The following is an 18,725-nucleotide window of genomic DNA, read 5'->3' on the forward strand; positions in this document are numbered from 1 at the left end:
GTGCGGTCCGCCTGGGAGCCCCATGCCACCCCGCAGTGGGCTGACAGCCCTGGTCAGCGGCGGACAGGCCGGTGCGCGGGGACCCGGACGGGGACCGCCCGCCACCCCTGCCCGCTGCTCGCGCGGCTCCCCCGCAGGGCGGAGACGAGCCGAGGCGGGACACGAGCAGAGATGAGCAGAGATGGCACCGACACCGGTGGAGCGGAGGCGGCGCGGACACCGGTGGAGCGGAGAAGACGCGGACATGGGTGAAACGGGAACGCCAGGCGTGGCCCGGAGCGACCCTGAGTACCCGGGGTCAGCCGGGACCGGCCGGGATCGGGCGCGTGGGCACGCCCGGTGCACCGGGCGTGCCCACGCGGCCTACGCGCCCGAGGCGTCGAGCATCTCGTCGCGGGGCACGATCTTGACGCGCTCCCGGCCTTCCGCAGTACCGAGCTCGCGCTCACGCGCGTCCAGGCGCTGCCAGCCATCCCACGTCGTGAAGCGGACGCCACGCTCGCGCAGGAACGCGTCCACCGCCTCCGGCTCCGGGAGCGCCGCGGGCGTCAGCTCTCCCCCGGCGTAGTCGGAGAGCAGGGAGGCGACGGTCTCGTTCGCGTCGCCCTTGGTGTGGCCGATCAGGCCGACCGGGCCGCGCTTGATCCAGCCCGTCACGTACGTGCCCGGCTCGACGCGGCCGGCGTCGTGCGGCACCGTGCCGGAGTCGGGGTCGAAGGGGAGCTTCGCGAGCTCCTCGGAGTAGTACCCGACGGCCCGGTAGACGGACTGGAGGTCCCACTCCTTGAACCGCCCCGTGCCGCGGACGTTGCCGCTGCCGTCCAGCTCCGTGCGCTCGGTGCGCAGGCCGACGACGCGCCCGCCCTCGCCCAGCACCTCCACAGGGGACTCGAAGAAGTGCAGGTAGAGCCGGTGGGGGCGGGTGCCCACATCGCGGATGGCCCAGTTCTCCAGCGTGGAGGCGACCATGTCGGCCTGCTTGTTGCCGCGCCTGGTCGCGATCGAGCCCTCGTCGTAGTCGATGTCCTCGGGGTCGACGATGACCTCGATGTTCGGCGAGTGGTCGAGCTCGCGCAGCTCCATCGGACTGAACTTCGCCTGCGCCGGACCCCGGCGGCCGAAGACGTGGATCTCCTTGGCGGCGTTCTGCTTCAGGCCCTCGTGGACGTTGGCCGGGATCTCCGTCGGCAGCAGTTCGTCCGCCGTCTTCGCCAGGATGCGCGCCACGTCCAGAGCCACGTTGCCGACCCCGAGCACGGCGACCTTCTCCGCCGTGAGCGGCCAGGTGCGCGGGACGTCCGGGTGACCGTCGTACCAGAACACGAAGTCGGCCGCGCCGTAGGAGCCTTCGAGCTCGATGCCGGGTATGCCCAGGTCGCGGTCGGCATTGGCGCCGGTGGCGAAGATCACCGCGTCGTAGAACCGGTGCAGTTCGTCGAGGGTGAGGTCGTTCGGGTAGTCGACGTTGCCGAAGAGGCGGATCTGCGGCTTGTCCATCACCTGGTGCAGGGCGGTGATGATGCCCTTGATCCTGGGGTGGTCGGGCGCGACACCGTAGCGGATCAGGCCGAAGGGGGCCGGCATGCGCTCGAAGACGTCGACGGACACGCCCGGGTCCTGCGCCACGTCCGACTTGAGCAGGGCGTCGGCGGCGTAGATGCCGGCGGGACCGGACCCGACGACGGCGACCCGGAGAGTGCGTGTCATGGAAGAGGACTCCTTGGAGCGACAGGACGACTGACGAGCGGAGGGCGGCGAGGCTACCTGGTAAGGCAACCCTCACCTCCGCCAGCCTGCCACAGTAGTCAGTCCTGCTTTATGACCCCATAAGCCCGACTTATGTGTAGCCCCCGCCCCGACTGCCCCTACCGCATGCGTCGCGCGCCGGGTGCGGGCGTCGCGGTGAAGAACGCGGGGGCGTTCCAGCTCTCCTGGGCCGCGTAGGCGGCCGCAATCGCCGCGGTGATGCCGGGCACCAGAGCGGGTTCGGTCAGCACGATCACGCAGCCGCCGAAACCGCCGCCCGTCTGCCGCGCCCCGAGGGCGCCCGCGACGAGCGCGGTGTCGACCGCGGTGTCGGACTGTGCGCAGGAGATCGCGAAGTCGTCGCGCTGCGAGGCGTGCCCGGCCGTCAGGACGGGGCCGAGGGCACGCAGCCCGCCCTCGTCGAGCAGTCGGACGGCCTCCAGCACCCGCGCGTTCTCGGTGACGACGTGTCGGGTGAGGCGGCGCAGTTCCTCCTCGGGGAGCCGGTCGAGCAGGGCGTCCAGGTCGGGGCCCGAGGCCGCCTCCACATCGCGCAGCGCCTTGACGCCCAGCAGGTCCGCGGAGCGTTCACAGCCCTCACGGCGCTGCCGGTAGGCGCCGTCCGCGTGGCCGTGCTCGACGCGGGTGTCCACGACGAGCAGCACCAGCCCGGCGGCGGCGAGGTCCAGGGGGACCTGCCGCTGCGACATGTCCCGGGTGTCCAGGAAGAGGGCCGCACCCTCGGCGCAGCACAGGGAGGCCGTCTGGTCCATCACACCGACGGGGGCGCCGACGTAGTCGTTCTCGGCGCGCTGGGCGAGCCTGGCGAGGCTGGGCCGGTCGATGCCGAGGCCGAGCAGCTCGTCGCAGGCGAGCAGCACCGCGCACTGCAACGCGGCGGAGGAGGAGAGCCCGGCCCCGAACGGCACGTCGCTGTCGAGGTGCAGGTCGATGCCGGGGACGGCGTGCCCGCCCTCACGCAGCACCCACAGGGCGCCCGCGGGATAGGCGGCCCAGCCGGCGACGGAGCCGGGTGCGAGCGATTCCACTGTGAACTCGACCACGGAGCCGCCGCCTTGTGAACTGTGCACCCGCACCACGCCGTCGTCACGCCTGGCCACGGCGACGCGGGCCGCGTGCGGCAGGGCGACCGGCAGCACGAAGCCGTCGTTGTAGTCGGTGTGCTCGCCGATCAGGTTGATCCGTCCCGGCGCCTGCCACACGCCCTCGGGCTCCCGCCCGTACAGCGCGGCGAACTCCTCGGCGACCACGGCGGCGTGCGGCTGGTTCACGGGCGGCTCTCCTACCTCTGCGGCTTCGGGTGGTGCGGGCGACTGCGGGCGCTGCGGGTGCTGCGGGTGCTCCCGAGGGTGCCGGTGCTTCGGGTGCTGCGGGTGCTCCCGATGCTGCGGGTGCCGCCTGGGCGCCGGCAGGGTCAGGGGTGCTGCGGTGCGGTGGAGGCTCCCGCGGCCTCCGGCCGGGGGAGCTCCTGCTCGCCCGCCAGGGAGAGCGCGAACTCCCAGGCGTCGGCGACGATGCCGTCCAGGTCGGCACGGCGCGGACGCCAGCCGAGGGTCTCGTGCGCGCGCTCGGCGGAGGCCACCAGCACGGCCGGGTCGCCCGGGCGGCGCTCGGCGGTGACGGCCTGGATCTCACGGCCCGTCACGCGGCGCACGGCCTCGATGACCTCGCGCACCGAGAAGCCGTTGCCGTTGCCGAGGTTGCAGATCAGGTGCCGGCCCGGCGCCGCGGCGTCGAGGGCGAGCAGGTGGGCGTCGGCCAGGTCGGCGACGTGGATGTAGTCGCGCACGCAGGTGCCGTCCGGGGTCGGGTAGTCCTCACCGAAGACGGAGATGTGCGGGCGGCGGCCCAGCGCCGCCTGGATGACCAGCGGGATGAGGTGCGTCTCGGGGTCGTGCCGCTCGCCCTGGCGGCCGTAGGCGCCCGCCACGTTGAAGTAGCGCAGCGAGACCGCGGCCAGGCCGTGGGCGTTCGCCTCACTGGTGATCATGTGGTCCACGGCGAGCTTGCTCGCCCCGTACGGGTTGGTCGGGCTGGTCGGCGCGGTCTCGAGGATCGGCGTCGTCGCGGGCTCGCCGTAGACGGCGGCGGTGGAGGAGAAGACCAGGCGGCGCACGCCCGCCTTGCGCATCGCGGTCAGCAGCTCCAGCGAGCCGGCCACGTTGTTGCGCCAGTACTTCTCCGGGTCGGCGACGGATTCGCCGACCTGGGAGCTGGCCGCGAAGTGGAGGACTCCGTCGAAGGAGCCGTCCAGCACCTCGGCGGCGTCCTGGACGCGGCCCTGCACGAAGGTCGCCCCGGCCGGCACCGACTCGCGGAAGCCGGTCGACAGGTCGTCCAGGACGACGACCTCGTGGCCGGCCTCGAGAAGGTGCGCCGCGACGACGCCGCCGACGTAGCCGGCGCCACCGGTGACCAGGTACTGACTCATGCCTTGACCTCCCGCAGGCGTCGCGCTGCGTTCTCGGGCGCGACGTCGTTGATGAACACGTCCATGCCGGACTCTGAACCGGCCAGGAACTTGAGCTTCCCTACGGTACGACGGATGGTGAAGAGCTCCATGTGGAGCGCCAGCTCGTCGGCGCCCTGGGCGCGGTCCGCACCGCGCCGCACCGGGGCCTGGTGCCAGGCCGCGATGTACGGCGTCCTGCTGGACGCCTTGGGCGTGCTGTTGACGCCGTCCACGGCTTCGTCCGCTGTGAACAGCAGATCGAAGCGCTGCAGCAGGTCGAGGTAGAGGTGGGCGAACTCGGTGCGCTCCGCCTCGTCGAGCGCGAGCAGGTCCGCGACCCGGCGGTTGGGATACACATGCACCTCATAGGGCCAGTGGGCGGCGAACGGCACGAAAGCGGTCCAGTGCTCGCCGGCCACGACGATCCGCTCGCCGCTCCGGCGCTCGGCCTCCAACTGGTCCTCGAAGAGGTTCCGGCCGGTACGGACGCGATGGGCGACGGCCGCGGCGATCATCCGCTCGGTGCGGGGGGTGACGAAGGGGTAGGCGTAGATCTGCCCGTGCGAGTGCTCCAGGGTGACGCCGATCTCCACACCGCGGTTCTCGAAGCAGAAGACCTGCTCGACGTCGGGGAGTGTGGACAGCTCGGCGGTGCGGTCCGTCCACGCCTCCAGCACGGTGCCGACCTGACGCGGACTGAGGTCGGCGAAGGAGGCGTCGTGTTCGGGGGTGAAGCAGACCACCTCGCACCGTCCGGCGGCGGGGCGGATCGCGTGCGGCGGGGCCGCGCTCACCTGCTCGGGGTGCGGGTGCGCGGCGAGCGACGGGAAGCGGTTCTCGAAGACGACGACCTCGTAGTCGGATTCGGGGATCTCGCTCAGCCGCCCGTCCCGCGAGGGGCAGAGCGGGCACTCGTCCGCCGGCGGGTGGTAGATCCGGCCCTGCCGGTGCGCGGCGATGACCACCCACTCGTCGAGCACGGGGTCGTGGCGCAGTTCGGAGAGGGTCTCACTGTGGGGCAGCGGCCGCTGGTCCTGGGCGCTGCGGACGGCGTCGTCACGGGAGTCGTAGTAGATCAACTCACGGCCGTCGGCCAGTCGCGTGCTGGTCTTCTTCACTACGGGAATCTCCAAGGTCGGCCTCGCTCGCAGACGTTCAAGCTCGCTCGGTTCAACATAATCGAACATAAACAAGCAGCAGTCAACAGGCATGCGCGACGTTCATGGCACAACTGAGCAGCAGGCATCGTCAGGCCCCCGCGAATCGGATGGCACTGTTCGGAAGTGTTCGTTTTCGCCGACTCAGTCGGCGGTGCGTCCCACCTGCTCCAGCAGGCCGGTCCGGGCCGCGACGGCCGCGGCCTCCAGTCGCGTCCGCGCCCCGAGCTTCACCAGCACGCGCTGGACGTGGGTACGCGCGGTGCTCGGCGCGATCCGCATGCCCTCGGCGATCTCCTGGGTGTCCTGCCCGTCGGCAATCCGCGCCAGCACCTCGGCCTCGCGCCGGGTCAGCAGCCGAAGCAGGCGCAGCGCCTCGTCGTCCGGCTCGGCCGACGGTCGCAGCAGCTGGTCGAACGAGGCCCGCAGCAGCTCCGGGGAGACCGCCGCCTCCCCCGCGCGGACGCGCCCGAGCGCGCGCTCCACGACCTCGATGCGCTCGTCCTGCCGCACGTACCCGGCCGCGCCGGCGGCGAACGCCGCGGCCACCCCCGCGAGGTGGTCCACATTGCCCATCACCACGACCGAGACCTCGGGCCGCTCCCGCCGGATCCGCCGGATCGCGTCGAACGCCGCGCCGTCCTCCGGCCGTGCCACACCCAGCAGACACGCCTCCGGCCGCCGGCTCACCACGAGGTCAGCGGCGACCCCGGTCGGCGTCCCGACGGCCAACACCCGGTGTCCACGCAACTGCAGGGCGGCCGCCAGTGCCTCCGCGAGTAACCGGTGGTCGTCCACGACCACGAGCCGAACACCCACAGCGCCCTCCGCCCTCCCCTGGCACGATGTGTGACGAACCATCACAACGCATTCTGCCTGCGGATCGCTACAGCGCAGCCCTCGTTCGGGGGATCATTTCGGGAACTCCCGCGAAAACGCCGAAGGCCCGCATCCGAACACCGGATACGGGCCTTCCTGGCGAGCCCCCATGCGGAATCGAACCGCAGACCTTCTCCTTACCATGGAGACGCTCTACCGACTGAGCTATAGGGGCGAACGAGGAAGACCATACCTGGTCAGCGGCCGGATGGGAAATCCGCGATCTTCGGCCGGTGCCGTGCCCGCCTCCGGGCCCGCCGACGATCCGGATGTCCGGATCCGTCGCCACGGGCCGAGCACGCCGGCTGACGGGCCATCGGCTACGACCTGCGTCGACACCGGACGGCAGGCACCTGTCCGACCTGCTCATATGCGGCTGTGTACACTTCAAGGCCCAAATGACCAAGGGGGGGCGATGGCATCGGGCTTCGAGGTCGACGTGCAGGCGTTGCAACGGCTCGCGAGCGATCTGGGACAGGCCGTGCACTCCATGGCCGCCGCACGCGCCGAGCTGAGCGCGGCTTCACACGGCCGGACCGGCGACGGCTCGCTCGACCGGGCCTGCGACGAGTTCCAGCACAAGTGGGGCTACGGGCTCCAGCAGCTGGAGAAGACGGCCGGCGCCTTCGTGGAGGGCCTGGGCGCCACGGCCAAGGCGTACCAGACGGTCGAGGAGGAGATCCAGAAGTCCTTCGGCGGCAGCGGAAGCGGAGGCGGCCACGGGATGCTCACCCCGATCGACCAGGGTCCGCGCTATGAACCCGGCCCGGTGCACCGCCCCGTCATCGAACCGGGACCGATCGAACAGCCCGGCCCCATCGAGCGCCCGGGCCCGGTCGGCGAGCCGCCGGTCGGCGAGCCGGTGGGCTTCATCCCCCCGCCGCGGATCCGTTTCGGACCGACACCCGAGCCGACCGCCCCGCAGAACGGAGGAGCCGCGCAGTGAGCGACTCGATGGTCAGCTGGCCCGGCCTCGGCTTCGACCCGGCGCCCGGTTCCGTCGCCTCCGTGGCACAGCTCGCCCAGGCCATGACCGCGTCGCAGCGCCAGCTGACGGAGGCGCTGCACCTCATTTCCAGCGTCGGCCAAGGCGGCACGTGGACGGGCGACGCCGCGAACGCGTTCCTCAGCCGGGTGGGCGAGCTGCCCAGGCATCTCCAGCAGGCGGAGGACTCCTTCGGTGCGGCGGCGCACGAACTGACCGGCTGGCAGAGCCAGCTGGCCTCGCTGCAGCAGAAGGCCCAGGAACTGGAATCCGAGGCGGTCGACGCCCGCGCCCGCCTGAACGGCGCGGAGATGAACCCGGTCCTGGGCCTTCGAGGACACGTCTTCACCAACCCCCAGGACGCACAGGAGGCCCAGCAGCGCTACGACGCAGCCCTCCAGGAGATCAACACCGCCCAGGCCGATCTCAACGCCCTGATCGAGCAGGCGAACCGGCTCCTCGCCCAGCACCGCGGCCTCGCGGAGGAGGCCGCCAAGGCGATCGACGCGGCGTCCCACCTGGCCCCGGACTCCCCGGGCCTGTTCGCGAGCCTGCTCGGCGACCTGGAATCGGTGATCCAGGGCAACATCAAGATGGCCGAGGACGCGTGGAACTGGGTCAAGGCCCATGCGAACGCGATCAACGCGGTCGGCGACATGCTGGCGACGGCGAGTACCGTCGTCGGCACCGTCGGCCTCGCCTTCGACGCCTGCGGCGCAGTGGAGATCGGCGGTCCGCTGGACGCGGTCTCGGCCGGCCTGTCCGGTGCCGCACTCGGCACCCACCTGCTGGCCAAGGCAGCCGGAGCCCCCGTCTCCGACAAGACCATCGCGGAGGACTCGCTGGGCCTGGCGAGCTTCGGGGTGAGCAAGACCGTCGACGCCGCCGTGGACGCCGGCAAGGTCGCCGAGTACGCCGGCAGGACCATCGAGGCGGGCGGCAGCATCGGCAGCCTCGCCCCTTCCTGGCAGGACATGGCGAACAGCCCGTCCAGCGTCGGCGTCTTCGTGCCGCACAGCTGGGGACAGGCGGGCGAGCTGGCGCTCGGCGGCCCGCTCCTGGTCGGCTTCGACAACGCCTGGCGCGAGGGCTCCGCCAAGGACCGTGCAGCACACGGCGGGAGCTGAGCGGGATGCACGTCGACACGCACGAGGAATTCGCCATCCGCCTGCTGACCCTGGCGCCCAGGGCCAACTTCACCGGCAGGCGCGTCGCCAGGGACTACTCGCTGGCCATCTGGCTGGCCCGCCAGTACGGGTACACGTACCCGGACATCCACCGCCCGTGGTCCAACCAGTCCTCGCTGACCGGCTCGGGGCGCGGGCACGTGCTGGAGTTCTGGCGAGACGACGACCCCCTCGCGCGTCGCCGCGGCGAGTGGATGCGCAACCCCAACGGGGACCCGTCCTTTCCACCACCCATCGCCTGGACCGTGAACGGCGGCCCGGGGATCCATCCTCCGGGCTGGTTCCCCTCCGTCCGCCTGCTGATCACCCCGGAGATCGAGGCCGAACTGCGGAACCTGGACCAGGCCGTCGGCCGATCGCTGGACCTGCACTGGTTCAACGGTGTCCCGGGCAACCCCCCGCCGCTGGGACCTTCCGGTCCCGTCCCTCCGCCTCCTCCGGGAACCTGGTCGGCATGATCTTCCTCGAAGAGGTTGCGGTCGAGATGCTGCGGCTCACGCCCTCCTTCACCCGGCGCTGGACCGAGGCCCCCTACGCGTACGCCACAGCGGTGTGGGTCAGCAGGCTCTACGGCTACGACGTGACCGTCCGCCGCAGCTTCCCGGACGATCCGGGCGGGAGGCACCTCCTTCTGGACGCGGTCTACACGCGCGTCGACGAACCGGGGGCGCGGCGTCGCGCGGAGTGGATGCGAAACCCGGCCGCAGACCCGGGCTATCCGCCGCCGGTCAGCTGGCGGCTGGACGGCGGATTCGGATTCCACCCGCCCGGCTGGCACCCCGCAGCCCGGTTGGCGATCACACCCGAGGTCGAACGGTCCCTCCGCTACAACGAGGAGCAGTTCATCCGCCGGTTCCACGACACGTACGGGTTCTCCCTCCACTCGCTCCCCCACCGCCGCGCTCCGCTTCCTCCAAGTCCGCCGCCACCACCGCCGCCGGACACCATCGCCTACCCCGACGAGGAACGACCCCGATGACCGAGACCACGCCCGCCGCCGTCGACGTCGAGTTCGAACTCCCCACCGAGTTCCACCCGCTGACTCTCGGCAGCAGCCCGGAGGAGGCCCGCGCCGAACTGGTGGCGCGAATCGGCCGACGCGTCAGTGACGTGCCGGCCGCGGCTCTGGACCGGCTGGCGCAGGAGTACGCCGCGGCGTCACAGTGGCTGGACCAGGCCGGGGTCTGTTACGCCGCCACCTGCCTCGGGCTGCTGGACGGGGAGTTGACGCTCGCCACGCTCACCCTGGCCCGCGCGGAGCTCGACTGCCGGGACCCGGAGGTCGTTGACAGGATCGTCGAGGTCCTCGGGGCTGGTGACCCCGAGAAGCGGCAGGCCAAGCGGTACGACCTGCCGTGCGGGCCCGCCGCCGTCGCGGTCGGGGCCGCCGTGGAGACGGTGCTGCCGGCCGCCGAAGCCGGGACGGACGAAGACTTCCCTGTGCCGATCGCGTCCTTGGAGGCCTGGGTACCGGTACCGGCGGCGGCAGATCCCACCCGGAGGAGTGCGATCGTGCTGCGGTTCAGCACGCCGAGCCTGCGGCACTGGGAGGCGTACTGCCCCGTCCTCGTCGAGGCCCTGCGGACGCTCCGCTTCCCGGCCGCCGGAGGCGGCGCCCCGGCGGCCGATCCGGAGCCCGCTCAGGCCACCAGCCGGATCGCCGCCGCGCTCGGGTAAGGCCGCAAGCAGGAGCCGCCGGCCGGGACGCCGTTCACGCGTCCTCGGCGAGCTCCAGCCACTGCATCTCCAGCTCGTCGCGCTCGTCCTTGACCGCGCGCAGCTGAGCGTCCAGTTCGGCGATCTTGCCGAAGTCCGCGGCGTGCTCGGCCATCTGGGCGTGGAGCTTGGTCTCCTTCTCCTCCAGCTTCGCGAGCTGGCGCTCGATCCGCTGGAGTTCCTTCTTCGCCGCACGGGTGTCGCCGCCCGACTTCTTCGGGGCCGGGGCCGGGGCCGCGGCCTCGACCAGGGCCGCGCGGCGCTCCAGGTACTCGTCGATGCCGCGCGGCAGCATCCGCAGGCGGCGGTCGCCGAGGAGCGCCCACACCGTGTCCGTCGTGCGCTCAATGAAGAAGCGGTCGTGCGAGATCACCACGAGCGAGCCGGGCCAGCCGTCGAGGAGGTCCTCGAGCTGGTTCAGGGTCTCGATGTCGAGGTCGTTGGTCGGCTCGTCCATGAACAGCACGTTCGGCTCGTCCATGAGCAGGCGCAGCAGCTGGAGCCGGCGCCGCTCACCACCCGAGAGGTCGGCGACCGGCGTCCACTGCTTCTCCTTTGTGAACCCGAACGTCTCGCAGAGCTGGCTCGCGGACAGTTCACGGCCCTTGCCGAGGTCGACGCGCCCGCGCACCTGCTCCACGGCCTCCAGCACACGCAGCGTGCCGGGAAGCTCGGCGACCTCCTGGGAGAGGTAGGCGAGCTTGACGGTCTTGCCGACCACGACCTTGCCGCCCTGCGGCTGCTTCTCGCCGTCGCTGGCCCAGGCCACCTGCATCGCGCGCATCAGCGAGGTCTTGCCCGCGCCGTTGACGCCGACGAGGCCGATGCGGTCGCCCGGCCCGAGCTGCCAGGTGAGACGTTCCAGCAACAGCTTGTCACCGGCCTGGACGGTCACGTCCTCCAGGTCGAAGACGGTCTTGCCGAGCCGCGAGTTGGCGAACTTCATCAGCTCGACCTTGTCGCGCGGCGGCGGGACGTCCGCGATCAGCTCGTTGGCCGCCTCGACGCGGAACCGCGGCTTGGAGGTGCGGGCGGGCGCGCCACGCCGCAGCCAGGCCAGCTCCTTGCGGACCAGGTTCTGGCGCTTGGTCTCCTCCGTCGCGGCGACGCGGGCACGCTCGGCGCGGGCGAAGACGTAGTCGGAGTAGCCGCCCTCGTACTCGTGGACGGCGCCCGCCTGCACATCCCACATGCGGGTGGCGACCTGGTCGAGGAACCAGCGGTCGTGGGTGACGACGACCAGCGCGCTGCGGCGCGCCTGGAGGTGGCGGGCGAGCCAGGCGATGCCCTCGACGTCGAGGTGGTTGGTGGGCTCGTCCAGGACGAGCAGGTCGTGGTCCTCGATCAGCAGCTTCGCCAGCGCGATGCGGCGGCGCTCACCACCGGAGAGCGGACCGATGACGGTGTCGAGGCCCTGCGGGAACCCGGACAGGTCCAGGCCGTCGAAGAGGCCCGTGAGCACGTCGCGGATCTTCGCGTCGCCCGCCCACTCGTGGTCGGCCTTGTCGCCGACGACCTCGTGGCGGATGGTGGCCTTCGGGTCCAGGGCGTCGCCCTGGGCCAGCACGCCGATGCGCAGGCCGGTCACGTGGGTGACGCGGCCGCCGTCCGGCTCCTCCCGCCTGGCCATGATCAGGGTCAGCGTGGTCTTTCCGTCGCCGTTGCGACCGACGACGCCGATCCGGTCGCCCTCGCTCACGCCGACGGACACGCCGTCGAGCACGGCTCGGGTGCCGAAGATCTTGCTGACGTCTTCGACGGTGACGAGGTTGACTGCCACGGGTGCTGCGCTCCTGCGGGGGCTCGGATGAGGTGCCGACCTACCAGCGTAGTGGCCCGCCCGCTCGGTCCCGTCCGCCGATCCGGCTTTGGAGATCGCCGAGCAGCCGGTCGAGCCGTCCGGTGAGCAGTTCCTGCTGCTCCGGTTCGAGCCCCGCGACCAGCTCGGCCTCCCGGCCGAGCACCGCGTCCACCGACCGTTCGACGTTCGACGTTCGACGTTCGACCAGGGCGTGCCCGGCCCCGGTGCGGCGGACCGCGATCGCGCGCGGACCGTCTTCGGGGGCGCCGGCCGCTCGACGTCGCGGAGACCGTCCAGTCCTCGCCTCCCGCGGCGCGCGCAACCGGCCGAGTCTTGCTGCCTCAGCCCACGCTCCCGTAGGAAGGAAGTCACGAAGCGGGCCCGAGGCGGCCGGAGGCGGCCGGCTCAGACGAGGGCCGCGCCGGGGACCGGGCCCTGCGCGCGGCGGACCTCCCGGCAGGTGCCGGACTGCGCGAGGGCGGCCGCGACGGCCGAAGCCGCAGCGTCGTTCTTGGCCAGGAAGGCGCAGGTCGGGCCGGAGCCGGAGACGAGAGCGCCGATGGCGCCCGCCGCCGTGCCCACGCGGAGCGTCTCGGCGAGGGCGGGGCGCAGCGAGAGCGCGGCGGGCTGCAGGTCGTTGCTCAGGGCCGCGCCCAGCGCGGCGGCGTCGCCCGAGGCCAGGGCCTCCAGCAGGGCGGCGTCGGCGGCGGGCGTGGGGACATGCGACTCGTCCGCGCCTCCGGGGCCCGCCGCCTCCTCACGCAGGCGGTCGCACTCCCCGTACACGGCAGGCGTGGACAGACCGCCGTCGGCGACGGCGAAGACCCAGTGGAACGCACCGCCGACCGGCACCGGCGTCAGCACCTCGCCACGCCCCTCGCCGAGCGCGACGCCGCCCTGGAGGGAGAACGGCACGTCACTGCCGAGCTCGGCGGCGAGCGCGAAGAGCGTCGACCGGTCCGTGTCGAGACCCCACAGCGCGTCACAGGCGAGCAGGGCCGCCGCGGCGTCCGCGCTGCCGCCCGCCATACCGCCGGCGACCGGTATGTCCTTGTCGATGTGGAGGGCGACGTTCGCCTCGACGCCGTGGTGCGCGGCCAGCGCCCGCGCCGCACGGGCGGCCAGGTTGCTCTCGTCGGTCGGCACGACGGCGGCGTCGCGGCCGGCGACGGTCAGCGAAAGGCCGTCGGCCGGGCGCGCCGTGACGGTGTCCCACAGACCGACGGCGAAGAAGACCGTGGCGAGCGCGTGGAAGCCGTCGGCGCGCCGACCGCCCACCGCCAGTTGCACGTTGACCTTGGCCGGCACCCGGACGGTGACGCTGTCGGGCGCGGACGCGGACGTCGGTTCGAGCGTGGACTCGGACGCGTTCATCGGCGGGAGCTCCTGGGGAGACGGGGCGTGCGGTGCAGGAGAGAGATGCGGTGCAGGAGACAGGTGCGGTCGGGTGCGGTCGGTGCGGCCCGGCCCGGCGCGGTGCGGCGCGGTGCGGTGCGGGAGTCGGGACGAAGAAGAGGGCCCGGCGGCTCAGGACTGGGGTGAGGGCTGCGGCTTGTGCTCGGCGATCGCAGCGAACTGCTCCACCGTCAGCGCCTCGCCGCGCAGGCGGTGGTCGATCCCGGCGGCGGTCAGCGCCGTCTCCGCCGCGGCCGCGCTGCCGGCCCAGCCGGCCAGCGCCGCGCGCAGCGTCTTGCGGCGCTGCGCGAACGCCGCGTCGACGACGGCGAAGACCTCGGTGCGCGCGGCGGTCGTCTTCGGCGGCTCGTCGCGGCGGACCAGCGAGACCAGCCCGGAGTCGACGTTCGGCGCGGGCCAGAAGACGTTGCGGCCGATCGCCCCGGCCCGCTTGACGCGCGCGTACCACTGGGCCTTGACCGACGGAACGCCGTAGACCTTGTTGCCGGGCTGCGCGGCGAGCCGGTCGGCGACCTCGGACTGCACCATCACCAGCGTGCGTTCGATGGTGGGGAACCGCTCCAGCATGTGCAGCAGCACGGGCACGGCGACGTTGTAGGGCAGGTTCGCGACCAGTGCGGTCGGCGCGGGCCCCGGCAGCTCCGTGACCGTCATCGCGTCCGCGTGGACCAGCGCGAACCGGTCCGCCTTCGCCGGCATGCGGGCTGCGACGGTGGTCGGCAGATGCTCGGCGAGCAGCGGGTCGATCTCGATGGCGGTGACCCGGTCGACGGCCTCCAGCAACCCCAGCGTCAGCGAGCCGAGGCCGGGCCCGACCTCGACGACCACGTCGTCGGGCCGCACCTCCGCCGCCCGCACGATGCGGCGGACGGTGTTCGCGTCGATGACGAAGTTCTGTCCGCGCTGCTTGGTCGGCCGCACTCCCAGCCGACCGGCCAGTTCACGGACGTCGGCGGGGCTCAGCAGAGCGGAGTCGTTCGACGCGGCGGAAGGCTCGACGGACTCGGGATCGGTGGTGCTCACCCGGCAAGGATACGGGGCCCACCCCGGCGCGACGCGCCGCCGCACGCCCCTCGGCCAGGCCCGCGCGAACGAGCTCGCAAGTGAGGGTCGGGGTGCCCCTGAGCGACCCGGTGCCCCGGCGCGTGTTGCCGGTGCCCCGGCGCGTGTGTGCGGGTGCCGCCCGCGTCGTCCTGCGCCTCTGTTGTCAGTGCTCGGCGCGTGTGCCGCAGACCGGCCAGGGGGACAGGCCCCGTTCCTGGAAGAGGGCCCGCGCGCGGGTGGTCTGCTCGGAGACCGAGGCGTTCTGCGGCAGGCCGTGGCCGCCGAGGCTGTGCCAGGTGCCGGCATCGAACTGGTAGAGCCCGCCGTAACGGCCGCTCGGGTCGGTGATGTGCGGGTTGCCGCCGGACTCGCAGCGCGCCAGCGCCGCCCAGTTGATCTCGCCGGTCCCGAAGTGCACCAGAGGGGAGACCGCGCGGTGGCGCCCACGGCTCGCGGCATGACGGTCGAGACCCTGCGGCCGGACCTCCTCGGCCGCGCGCAGGCGGGGTCTGGCGTGCCGGGGGCGGGACGGCATCTGCGGCGCGGCGGGCGCTCCGGGGACATGCGGCAGCACGAGCGCCTCGACCGTGCGCGGTGCGGGTGCCGCGCCGTCGAGGGTTGCGAACGGATCCTTCGTGGCGAGGCTGTCGGTCGTCGACGTAGCCCCCGCCGTCGTGGCACCCGCATCTGCCCCCGCGACGGCGACAGCGCCGTCCGGCAGGATGTCGGCGGCCTCGGTCGCCCGGTCGCCCTCCGCGCTCTGCGCCTCCTCGGCCAGGAACGCACCGGTGCCGCCCACCAGCAGAGCCAGGATCAGCGCCTGCGGCAGCGCCCGCCTGGAGGTGTCAGAAGAAACGTTCACGCGCGCTCCCACCTGGCCGTTCATCCTTGCCCGGTCACTCGACCGCGGACTGTCCAACGACCTCCCGGCGCGACCGTCACGTCACCTTGAGAGTGGTTCCTGCCGAAAGAGCGTGGGTCAGTAATCGAACGCGCGCGCGGTGTTCGCCGCCACCGCGGCCGCCAGCTCGTCCTCTTCCACGCCCTTCACCTGCGCCATCGCCCGCAGGGTGACCGGGATCAGGTACGGCGCGTTCGGCCGCCCCCGGAACGGCGCCGGAGTGAGGAACGGCGCGTCGGTCTCCACCAGGACGCGGTCCATCGGGGTGACGGCGAGCGCCGCCCGCAGGTGACGGTTGGCCGGGAAGGTGACGGGCCCCGCGAACGACAGGTAGTAGCCCGCCTCCGCGCAGATCCGGGCCATCTCCTCGTCCCCGGAGTAGCAGTGGAAGACGGTGCGCTCCGGCGCGCCCTCCTCGGTGAGGATGCGCAGCACGTCCTCGTGCGCGTCCCGGTCGTGGATCACCAGCGCCTTGCCGTGCTTCTTCGCCAGCGCGATGTGCCGACGGAACGACTCCTGCTGGATCTCCACGCCCTCAGGCCCGGTCCGGAAGTAGTCCAGTCCCGTCTCCCCGACGCCGCGCACCTGCGGCAGCGCGGCGAGCGCGTCGATCTCCTCGATCGCCACGTCCAGCGCGGCCGTGCCGCCCGGTCCGCGCCGCTGCCCGCTCCACCCGTCGGGGTCGCCGAGCACGATCCGCGGCGCCTCGTTCGGGTGCAGCGCCACGGTGGCGTGGACGTTGTCGTGCTTCGCCGCGATCTCCGCCGCCCACCGTGAACCCGGGATGTCGCAGCCGACCTGCACGACCGTGTTCACGCCGACGGACGCCGCCCTGGCGAGGATCTCCTCCGGCGTGGCGTCCTGCATGTCCAGGTGCGTGTGCGAGTCCGCGACCGGCACGCGCAGCGGCTCGGGTGCCGGCGGCGGCGTGCTGTTGTCACCCTTGGAGCGGGCCACGTGGGAAACCTTCCTTAGCCGTGTGCAGGGCGCGAGCCGAGTGCGAGGCGCCAGCCGTGTGCAGGGCGCAAGCGGTGTGCGGGGCGCCGGCCGAGCGCGGGGAGCGAGGGACCGCGGGCAGTTCCTCGCGGTTCCTCGCTCCCCCGGGTAGGCGCGCCTACCCCATGGCTCCTCAGTCCTTCTTCTCCTCGAGACGCGGGAAGAGGATCTCGCCCTTGGTGACGGTGACGCCCGCCGGGAGGCGACCCCACTGCGCGGCCTCGTCGATCCGCTGGTCGGCGAGCGCGCCCAGCGCGCTCTCCGCGCCGAGGGAGTCCCACAGCAGCCCCGACACCCGCGGCATGACCGCGTTCAGCAGGACCGCCACACCGCGCAGCGACTCCGCCGCCGCGTAGAGGACGGTCGCCAGGCGGGCCTGGCCCTCGGGGGACTCGTCCTTGGCGACCTTCCACGGCTCCTGCTCGGTGAGGTAGCCGTTGACCTGCTTGACGAATTCGAAGATCGCGGCGATGCCGCCCGCGAAGTCCAGCTTCTCGCCGATCTTGTCGTCGGACTCGGCCACGGCCTTCGCCAGACCCTGCGCCAGCGCGTCCTCCGCCGGGCCGGACGCGGTCGCCTCCGGCAGGACCCCGCCGAAGTACTTGCCCACCATCGCCGCCACGCGCGAGGCGAGGTTGCCGAAGTCGTTGGCCAGCTCGGAGGTGTAGCGGGCGGAGAAGTCCTCCCACGAGAACGAGCCGTCGGTGCCGAACGGGATCGCGCGCAGGAAGTAGTAGCGGTAGGCGTCGACGCCGAAGTGGGCGGTCAGGTCCTGCGGCGCGATGCCGGTCAGGTTGGACTTGCTCATCTTCTCGCCGCCGACCATCAGCCAGCCGTTGGCGACCACGCGCTTGGGCAGCGGCAGGCCGTTGGCCATCAGCATGGCCGGCCAGATCACCGCGTGGAAGCGCAGGATGTCCTTGCCGACCAGGTGCACGTCGGCCGGGAAGGTGTCCTCGAACTTGGCCTGGTCGGCGCCGTAGCCGACCGCCGTGGCGTAGTTGAGCAGCGCGTCGACCCAGACGTAGATGACGTGCTTCGGGTCCCAGGGGATCTGCACGCCCCAGTCGAAGGTGGAGCGCGAGATCGAGAGGTCCTGGAGGCCCTGCTCGACGAAGCGCACGACCTCGTTGCGCGCCGACTCCGGCTGGATGAACCCGGGGTTGGCGGCGTAGAACTCCAGCAGCTTGGGGCCGTACTCGGAGAGCTTGAAGAAGTAGTTCTCCTCCTTCAGCATCTCCACCGGCTTCTTGTGGATGGCGCAGATCTTCTGACCTGCGAACTCACCCTCGCCGTCCAGCAGCTCGCCCGGGGCCTTGTACTCCTCGCAGCCCACGCAGTACGGGCCCTCGTAGCCGCCCTGGTAGATCTCGCCCTTGTCGTAGAGGTCCTGGACGAACTCCTGCACCCGGGCCGTGTGCCGGTCCTCGGTGGTGCGGATGAAGTCGTCGTTGGCGATCTCCAGGTGCTCCCAGAGGGGCTTCCACGCCTCCTCGACGAGCTTGTCGCACCACTCCTGAGGCGAGACGCCGTTCGCCTCGGCGGTGCGCATGATCTTCTGGCCGTGCTCGTCCGTCCCGGTCAGGTACCACACCCGCTCGCCGCGCTGGCGGTGCCAGCGGGTCAGCACGTCTCCGGCGACGGTGGTGTACGCGTGACCGAGGTGCGGGCGGTCGTTGACGTAGTAGATCGGCGTCGAGACGTAGTAGCTCTTGCCGGGGTTCTGGACGGCGGTCATGCCGCAATGGTATCGGCCGACAGAGGTGCAACCCGCCGGGTGACCGCCCCTCGGTCAGTCCGCTCGACGGGCGCTCCACCAGTGACGGCGATGCGGCTTCTGATCGGCCGGCTGCGCCGGATCCTTCGGGCTCTCCGCCGGGCTCTCGGTCGGGCTGTCCGCCATGTGCTCGGCCAGCAGCTGCGCCTGCCGCGCGCTCTCGTCCTGGTACCGCCCCGCGTTCGCCCTGGCCACGCGCCCGGACGCCATGATCCGCACGTGCGGACCGCCACAGCCCGGACAAGCCGGGTGCGTCAGCGGCGAGGCGACAGGTACGCCGTCGGCCTTGTAGCGGTAGACCATCTGGCCGTTGTGGTCGACGACGTGCTCGATCTCGTACGCCTGCTCCCAGACGAACCCGCAGTTCAGGCAGGCGAAGGAGTAGGCCTCGTGGGCCGGCTCGAGCTTCGCTCGCCGTGTGGGCGCGGAGGTTTCGCTCATGACGTGCTCCCAGTGCCCGGCGGGCGTCCGCCCGGAGCGGGACTTTCTCGTCCCCAATGATTTCCCCGTGGCACAGGCGATCCGCAGTGTCACGGGCTTTCTTTGGGGAGAGTTGGCTCTTCTTGGCGTCCCCGAGACCTCGCGTGGGGATTGCGAGGGCGCTTCTTTGTCCGCTATTTGCCTATTCCGACACCGTACGCCACGTT

Annotated in this window: 18 protein-coding genes and 1 tRNA gene; 5 read left to right on the forward strand and 14 right to left on the reverse strand. The window is 72.1% G+C overall.

Annotation, left to right across the window (positions count from 1 at the left end):
- Positions 1 to 363 precede the first annotated feature (363 nt).
- The 6 genes from TR50_RS01215 to TR50_RS01240 all read right to left on the reverse strand — a co-directional run bounded on the left by TR50_RS01215 (position 364) and on the right by TR50_RS01240 (position 6,430).
- The gene (locus tag TR50_RS01215) at positions 364 to 1,707 is read right to left on the reverse strand and encodes an FAD-dependent oxidoreductase (protein ID WP_042412657.1); all 1,344 of its coding nucleotides are present in this window, start codon (positions 1,705 to 1,707) and stop codon (positions 364 to 366) included.
- 158 nt (positions 1,708 to 1,865) lie between these two features.
- Positions 1,866 to 3,038: a galactokinase gene (galK, locus tag TR50_RS01220; RefSeq protein WP_042412659.1), complete on the reverse strand. Its 1,173-nt coding sequence runs from the start codon at positions 3,036 to 3,038 to the stop codon at positions 1,866 to 1,868.
- 143 nt (positions 3,039 to 3,181) lie between these two features.
- Complete coding sequence (gene galE / locus TR50_RS01225; RefSeq protein ID WP_042412661.1) at positions 3,182 to 4,198, reverse strand: UDP-glucose 4-epimerase GalE; 1,017 nt, start codon at positions 4,196 to 4,198, stop codon at positions 3,182 to 3,184.
- The gene (gene galT, locus TR50_RS01230; protein ID WP_042412663.1) at positions 4,195 to 5,337 is read right to left on the reverse strand and encodes a galactose-1-phosphate uridylyltransferase; all 1,143 of its coding nucleotides are present in this window, start codon (positions 5,335 to 5,337) and stop codon (positions 4,195 to 4,197) included. Before galT ends, galE begins: the two co-directional genes overlap by 4 nt.
- A 183-nt stretch (positions 5,338 to 5,520) precedes the next feature.
- A complete protein-coding gene (locus TR50_RS01235) occupies positions 5,521 to 6,195 on the reverse strand; it encodes a helix-turn-helix transcriptional regulator (protein ID WP_042412665.1) in 675 nt (224 codons plus the stop codon).
- Between the two features lie 162 nt (positions 6,196 to 6,357).
- A tRNA-Thr gene (locus tag TR50_RS01240) sits at positions 6,358 to 6,430 on the reverse strand.
- Positions 6,431 to 6,670: 240 nt separating this feature from the next.
- On the opposite strand from TR50_RS01240, the gene TR50_RS01245 reads away from it, so the two are divergent.
- Genes TR50_RS01245 through TR50_RS01265 form a run of 5 tightly spaced genes read left to right on the forward strand, consistent with a single transcriptional unit; the run spans position 6,671 to position 10,104 of the window.
- Complete coding sequence (locus tag TR50_RS01245; RefSeq protein ID WP_042412668.1) at positions 6,671 to 7,201, forward strand: DUF6317 family protein; 531 nt, start codon at positions 6,671 to 6,673, stop codon at positions 7,199 to 7,201.
- Positions 7,198 to 8,367, forward strand: a complete 1,170-nt coding sequence (locus tag TR50_RS01250; RefSeq protein WP_042412669.1) for a putative T7SS-secreted protein — start codon at positions 7,198 to 7,200, stop codon at positions 8,365 to 8,367. The genes TR50_RS01245 and TR50_RS01250 overlap by 4 nt, the downstream gene beginning before the upstream one ends.
- Before the next feature lie 5 nt (positions 8,368 to 8,372).
- Positions 8,373 to 8,885: a hypothetical protein gene (locus TR50_RS01255; protein ID WP_042412671.1), complete on the forward strand. Its 513-nt coding sequence runs from the start codon at positions 8,373 to 8,375 to the stop codon at positions 8,883 to 8,885.
- Positions 8,882 to 9,406 (forward strand): hypothetical protein, encoded by a 525-nt coding sequence (locus tag TR50_RS01260; protein ID WP_042412673.1) that lies wholly within the window; start codon positions 8,882 to 8,884, stop codon positions 9,404 to 9,406. Before TR50_RS01255 ends, TR50_RS01260 begins: the two co-directional genes overlap by 4 nt.
- Positions 9,403 to 10,104, forward strand: coding sequence for a hypothetical protein (locus TR50_RS01265; protein WP_042412675.1), 702 nt, complete (start codon positions 9,403 to 9,405; stop codon positions 10,102 to 10,104). Before TR50_RS01260 ends, TR50_RS01265 begins: the two co-directional genes overlap by 4 nt.
- Before the next feature lie 34 nt (positions 10,105 to 10,138).
- Here TR50_RS01265 and TR50_RS01270 read toward each other — a convergent pair whose 3' ends face one another.
- The 8 genes from TR50_RS01270 to TR50_RS01305 form a co-directional block, all read right to left on the reverse strand.
- Positions 10,139 to 11,923, reverse strand: a complete 1,785-nt coding sequence (locus TR50_RS01270; protein ID WP_042412677.1) for an ABC-F family ATP-binding cassette domain-containing protein — start codon at positions 11,921 to 11,923, stop codon at positions 10,139 to 10,141.
- A 40-nt stretch (positions 11,924 to 11,963) separates the two neighbouring features.
- Complete coding sequence (locus tag TR50_RS46435; protein ID WP_160311062.1) at positions 11,964 to 12,116, reverse strand: hypothetical protein; 153 nt, start codon at positions 12,114 to 12,116, stop codon at positions 11,964 to 11,966.
- Positions 12,117 to 12,349: 233 nt separating this feature from the next.
- On the reverse strand, positions 12,350 to 13,318 hold the full coding sequence (locus TR50_RS01280) for a 4-(cytidine 5'-diphospho)-2-C-methyl-D-erythritol kinase (RefSeq protein ID WP_042412678.1): 969 nt from the start codon (positions 13,316 to 13,318) through the stop codon (positions 12,350 to 12,352).
- 153 nt (positions 13,319 to 13,471) lie between these two features.
- Positions 13,472 to 14,383 carry a 16S rRNA (adenine(1518)-N(6)/adenine(1519)-N(6))-dimethyltransferase RsmA gene (gene rsmA, locus TR50_RS01285; RefSeq protein ID WP_042412681.1) on the reverse strand — a complete coding sequence of 304 codons (912 nt, stop codon included), beginning with the start codon at positions 14,381 to 14,383 and terminating at the stop codon, positions 13,472 to 13,474.
- A gap of 184 nt (positions 14,384 to 14,567) precedes the next feature.
- Positions 14,568 to 15,266, reverse strand: a complete 699-nt coding sequence (locus tag TR50_RS50040; protein WP_369405686.1) for a transglycosylase family protein — start codon at positions 15,264 to 15,266, stop codon at positions 14,568 to 14,570.
- 117 nt (positions 15,267 to 15,383) lie between these two features.
- Entirely contained in the window at positions 15,384 to 16,262 is an 879-nt protein-coding gene (locus TR50_RS01295; RefSeq protein ID WP_042412690.1) for a TatD family hydrolase, read from the reverse strand.
- 172 nt (positions 16,263 to 16,434) lie between these two features.
- A complete protein-coding gene (gene metG / locus TR50_RS01300) occupies positions 16,435 to 18,039 on the reverse strand; it encodes a methionine--tRNA ligase (RefSeq protein ID WP_042412692.1) in 1,605 nt (534 codons plus the stop codon).
- A gap of 54 nt (positions 18,040 to 18,093) precedes the next feature.
- Positions 18,094 to 18,519 carry a hypothetical protein gene (locus TR50_RS01305; RefSeq protein WP_042412694.1) on the reverse strand — a complete coding sequence of 142 codons (426 nt, stop codon included), beginning with the start codon at positions 18,517 to 18,519 and terminating at the stop codon, positions 18,094 to 18,096.
- Positions 18,520 to 18,725: the final 206 nt, after the last annotated feature.

Source organism: Streptacidiphilus anmyonensis (genome assembly GCF_000787855.1).
Classification (GTDB): Bacteria; Actinomycetota; Actinomycetes; order Streptomycetales; family Streptomycetaceae; genus Streptacidiphilus; species Streptacidiphilus anmyonensis.

What these genes read in the sequence shown, in the direction of transcription:
- TR50_RS01265 (WP_042412675.1), top strand. Translation starts at nt 9,403, where the DNA reads ATGACCGAGACCACGCCCGCCGCCGTCGACGTCGAGTTCGAACTCCCC.
- TR50_RS01260 (WP_042412673.1), top strand. Translation starts at nt 8,882, where the DNA reads ATGATCTTCCTCGAAGAGGTTGCGGTCGAGATGCTGCGGCTCACGCCC.
- metG (WP_042412692.1), bottom strand. Translation starts at nt 18,039, where the DNA reads ATGACCGCCGTCCAGAACCCCGGCAAGAGCTACTACGTCTCGACGCCG.
- TR50_RS01280 (WP_042412678.1), bottom strand. Translation starts at nt 13,318, where the DNA reads ATGAACGCGTCCGAGTCCACGCTCGAACCGACGTCCGCGTCCGCGCCC.
- TR50_RS01215 (WP_042412657.1), bottom strand. Translation starts at nt 1,707, where the DNA reads ATGACACGCACTCTCCGGGTCGCCGTCGTCGGGTCCGGTCCCGCCGGC.
- galE (WP_042412661.1), bottom strand. Translation starts at nt 4,198, where the DNA reads ATGAGTCAGTACCTGGTCACCGGTGGCGCCGGCTACGTCGGCGGCGTC.
- TR50_RS01245 (WP_042412668.1), top strand. Translation starts at nt 6,671, where the DNA reads ATGGCATCGGGCTTCGAGGTCGACGTGCAGGCGTTGCAACGGCTCGCG.
- TR50_RS01255 (WP_042412671.1), top strand. Translation starts at nt 8,373, where the DNA reads ATGCACGTCGACACGCACGAGGAATTCGCCATCCGCCTGCTGACCCTG.
- TR50_RS01305 (WP_042412694.1), bottom strand. Translation starts at nt 18,519, where the DNA reads ATGAGCGAAACCTCCGCGCCCACACGGCGAGCGAAGCTCGAGCCGGCC.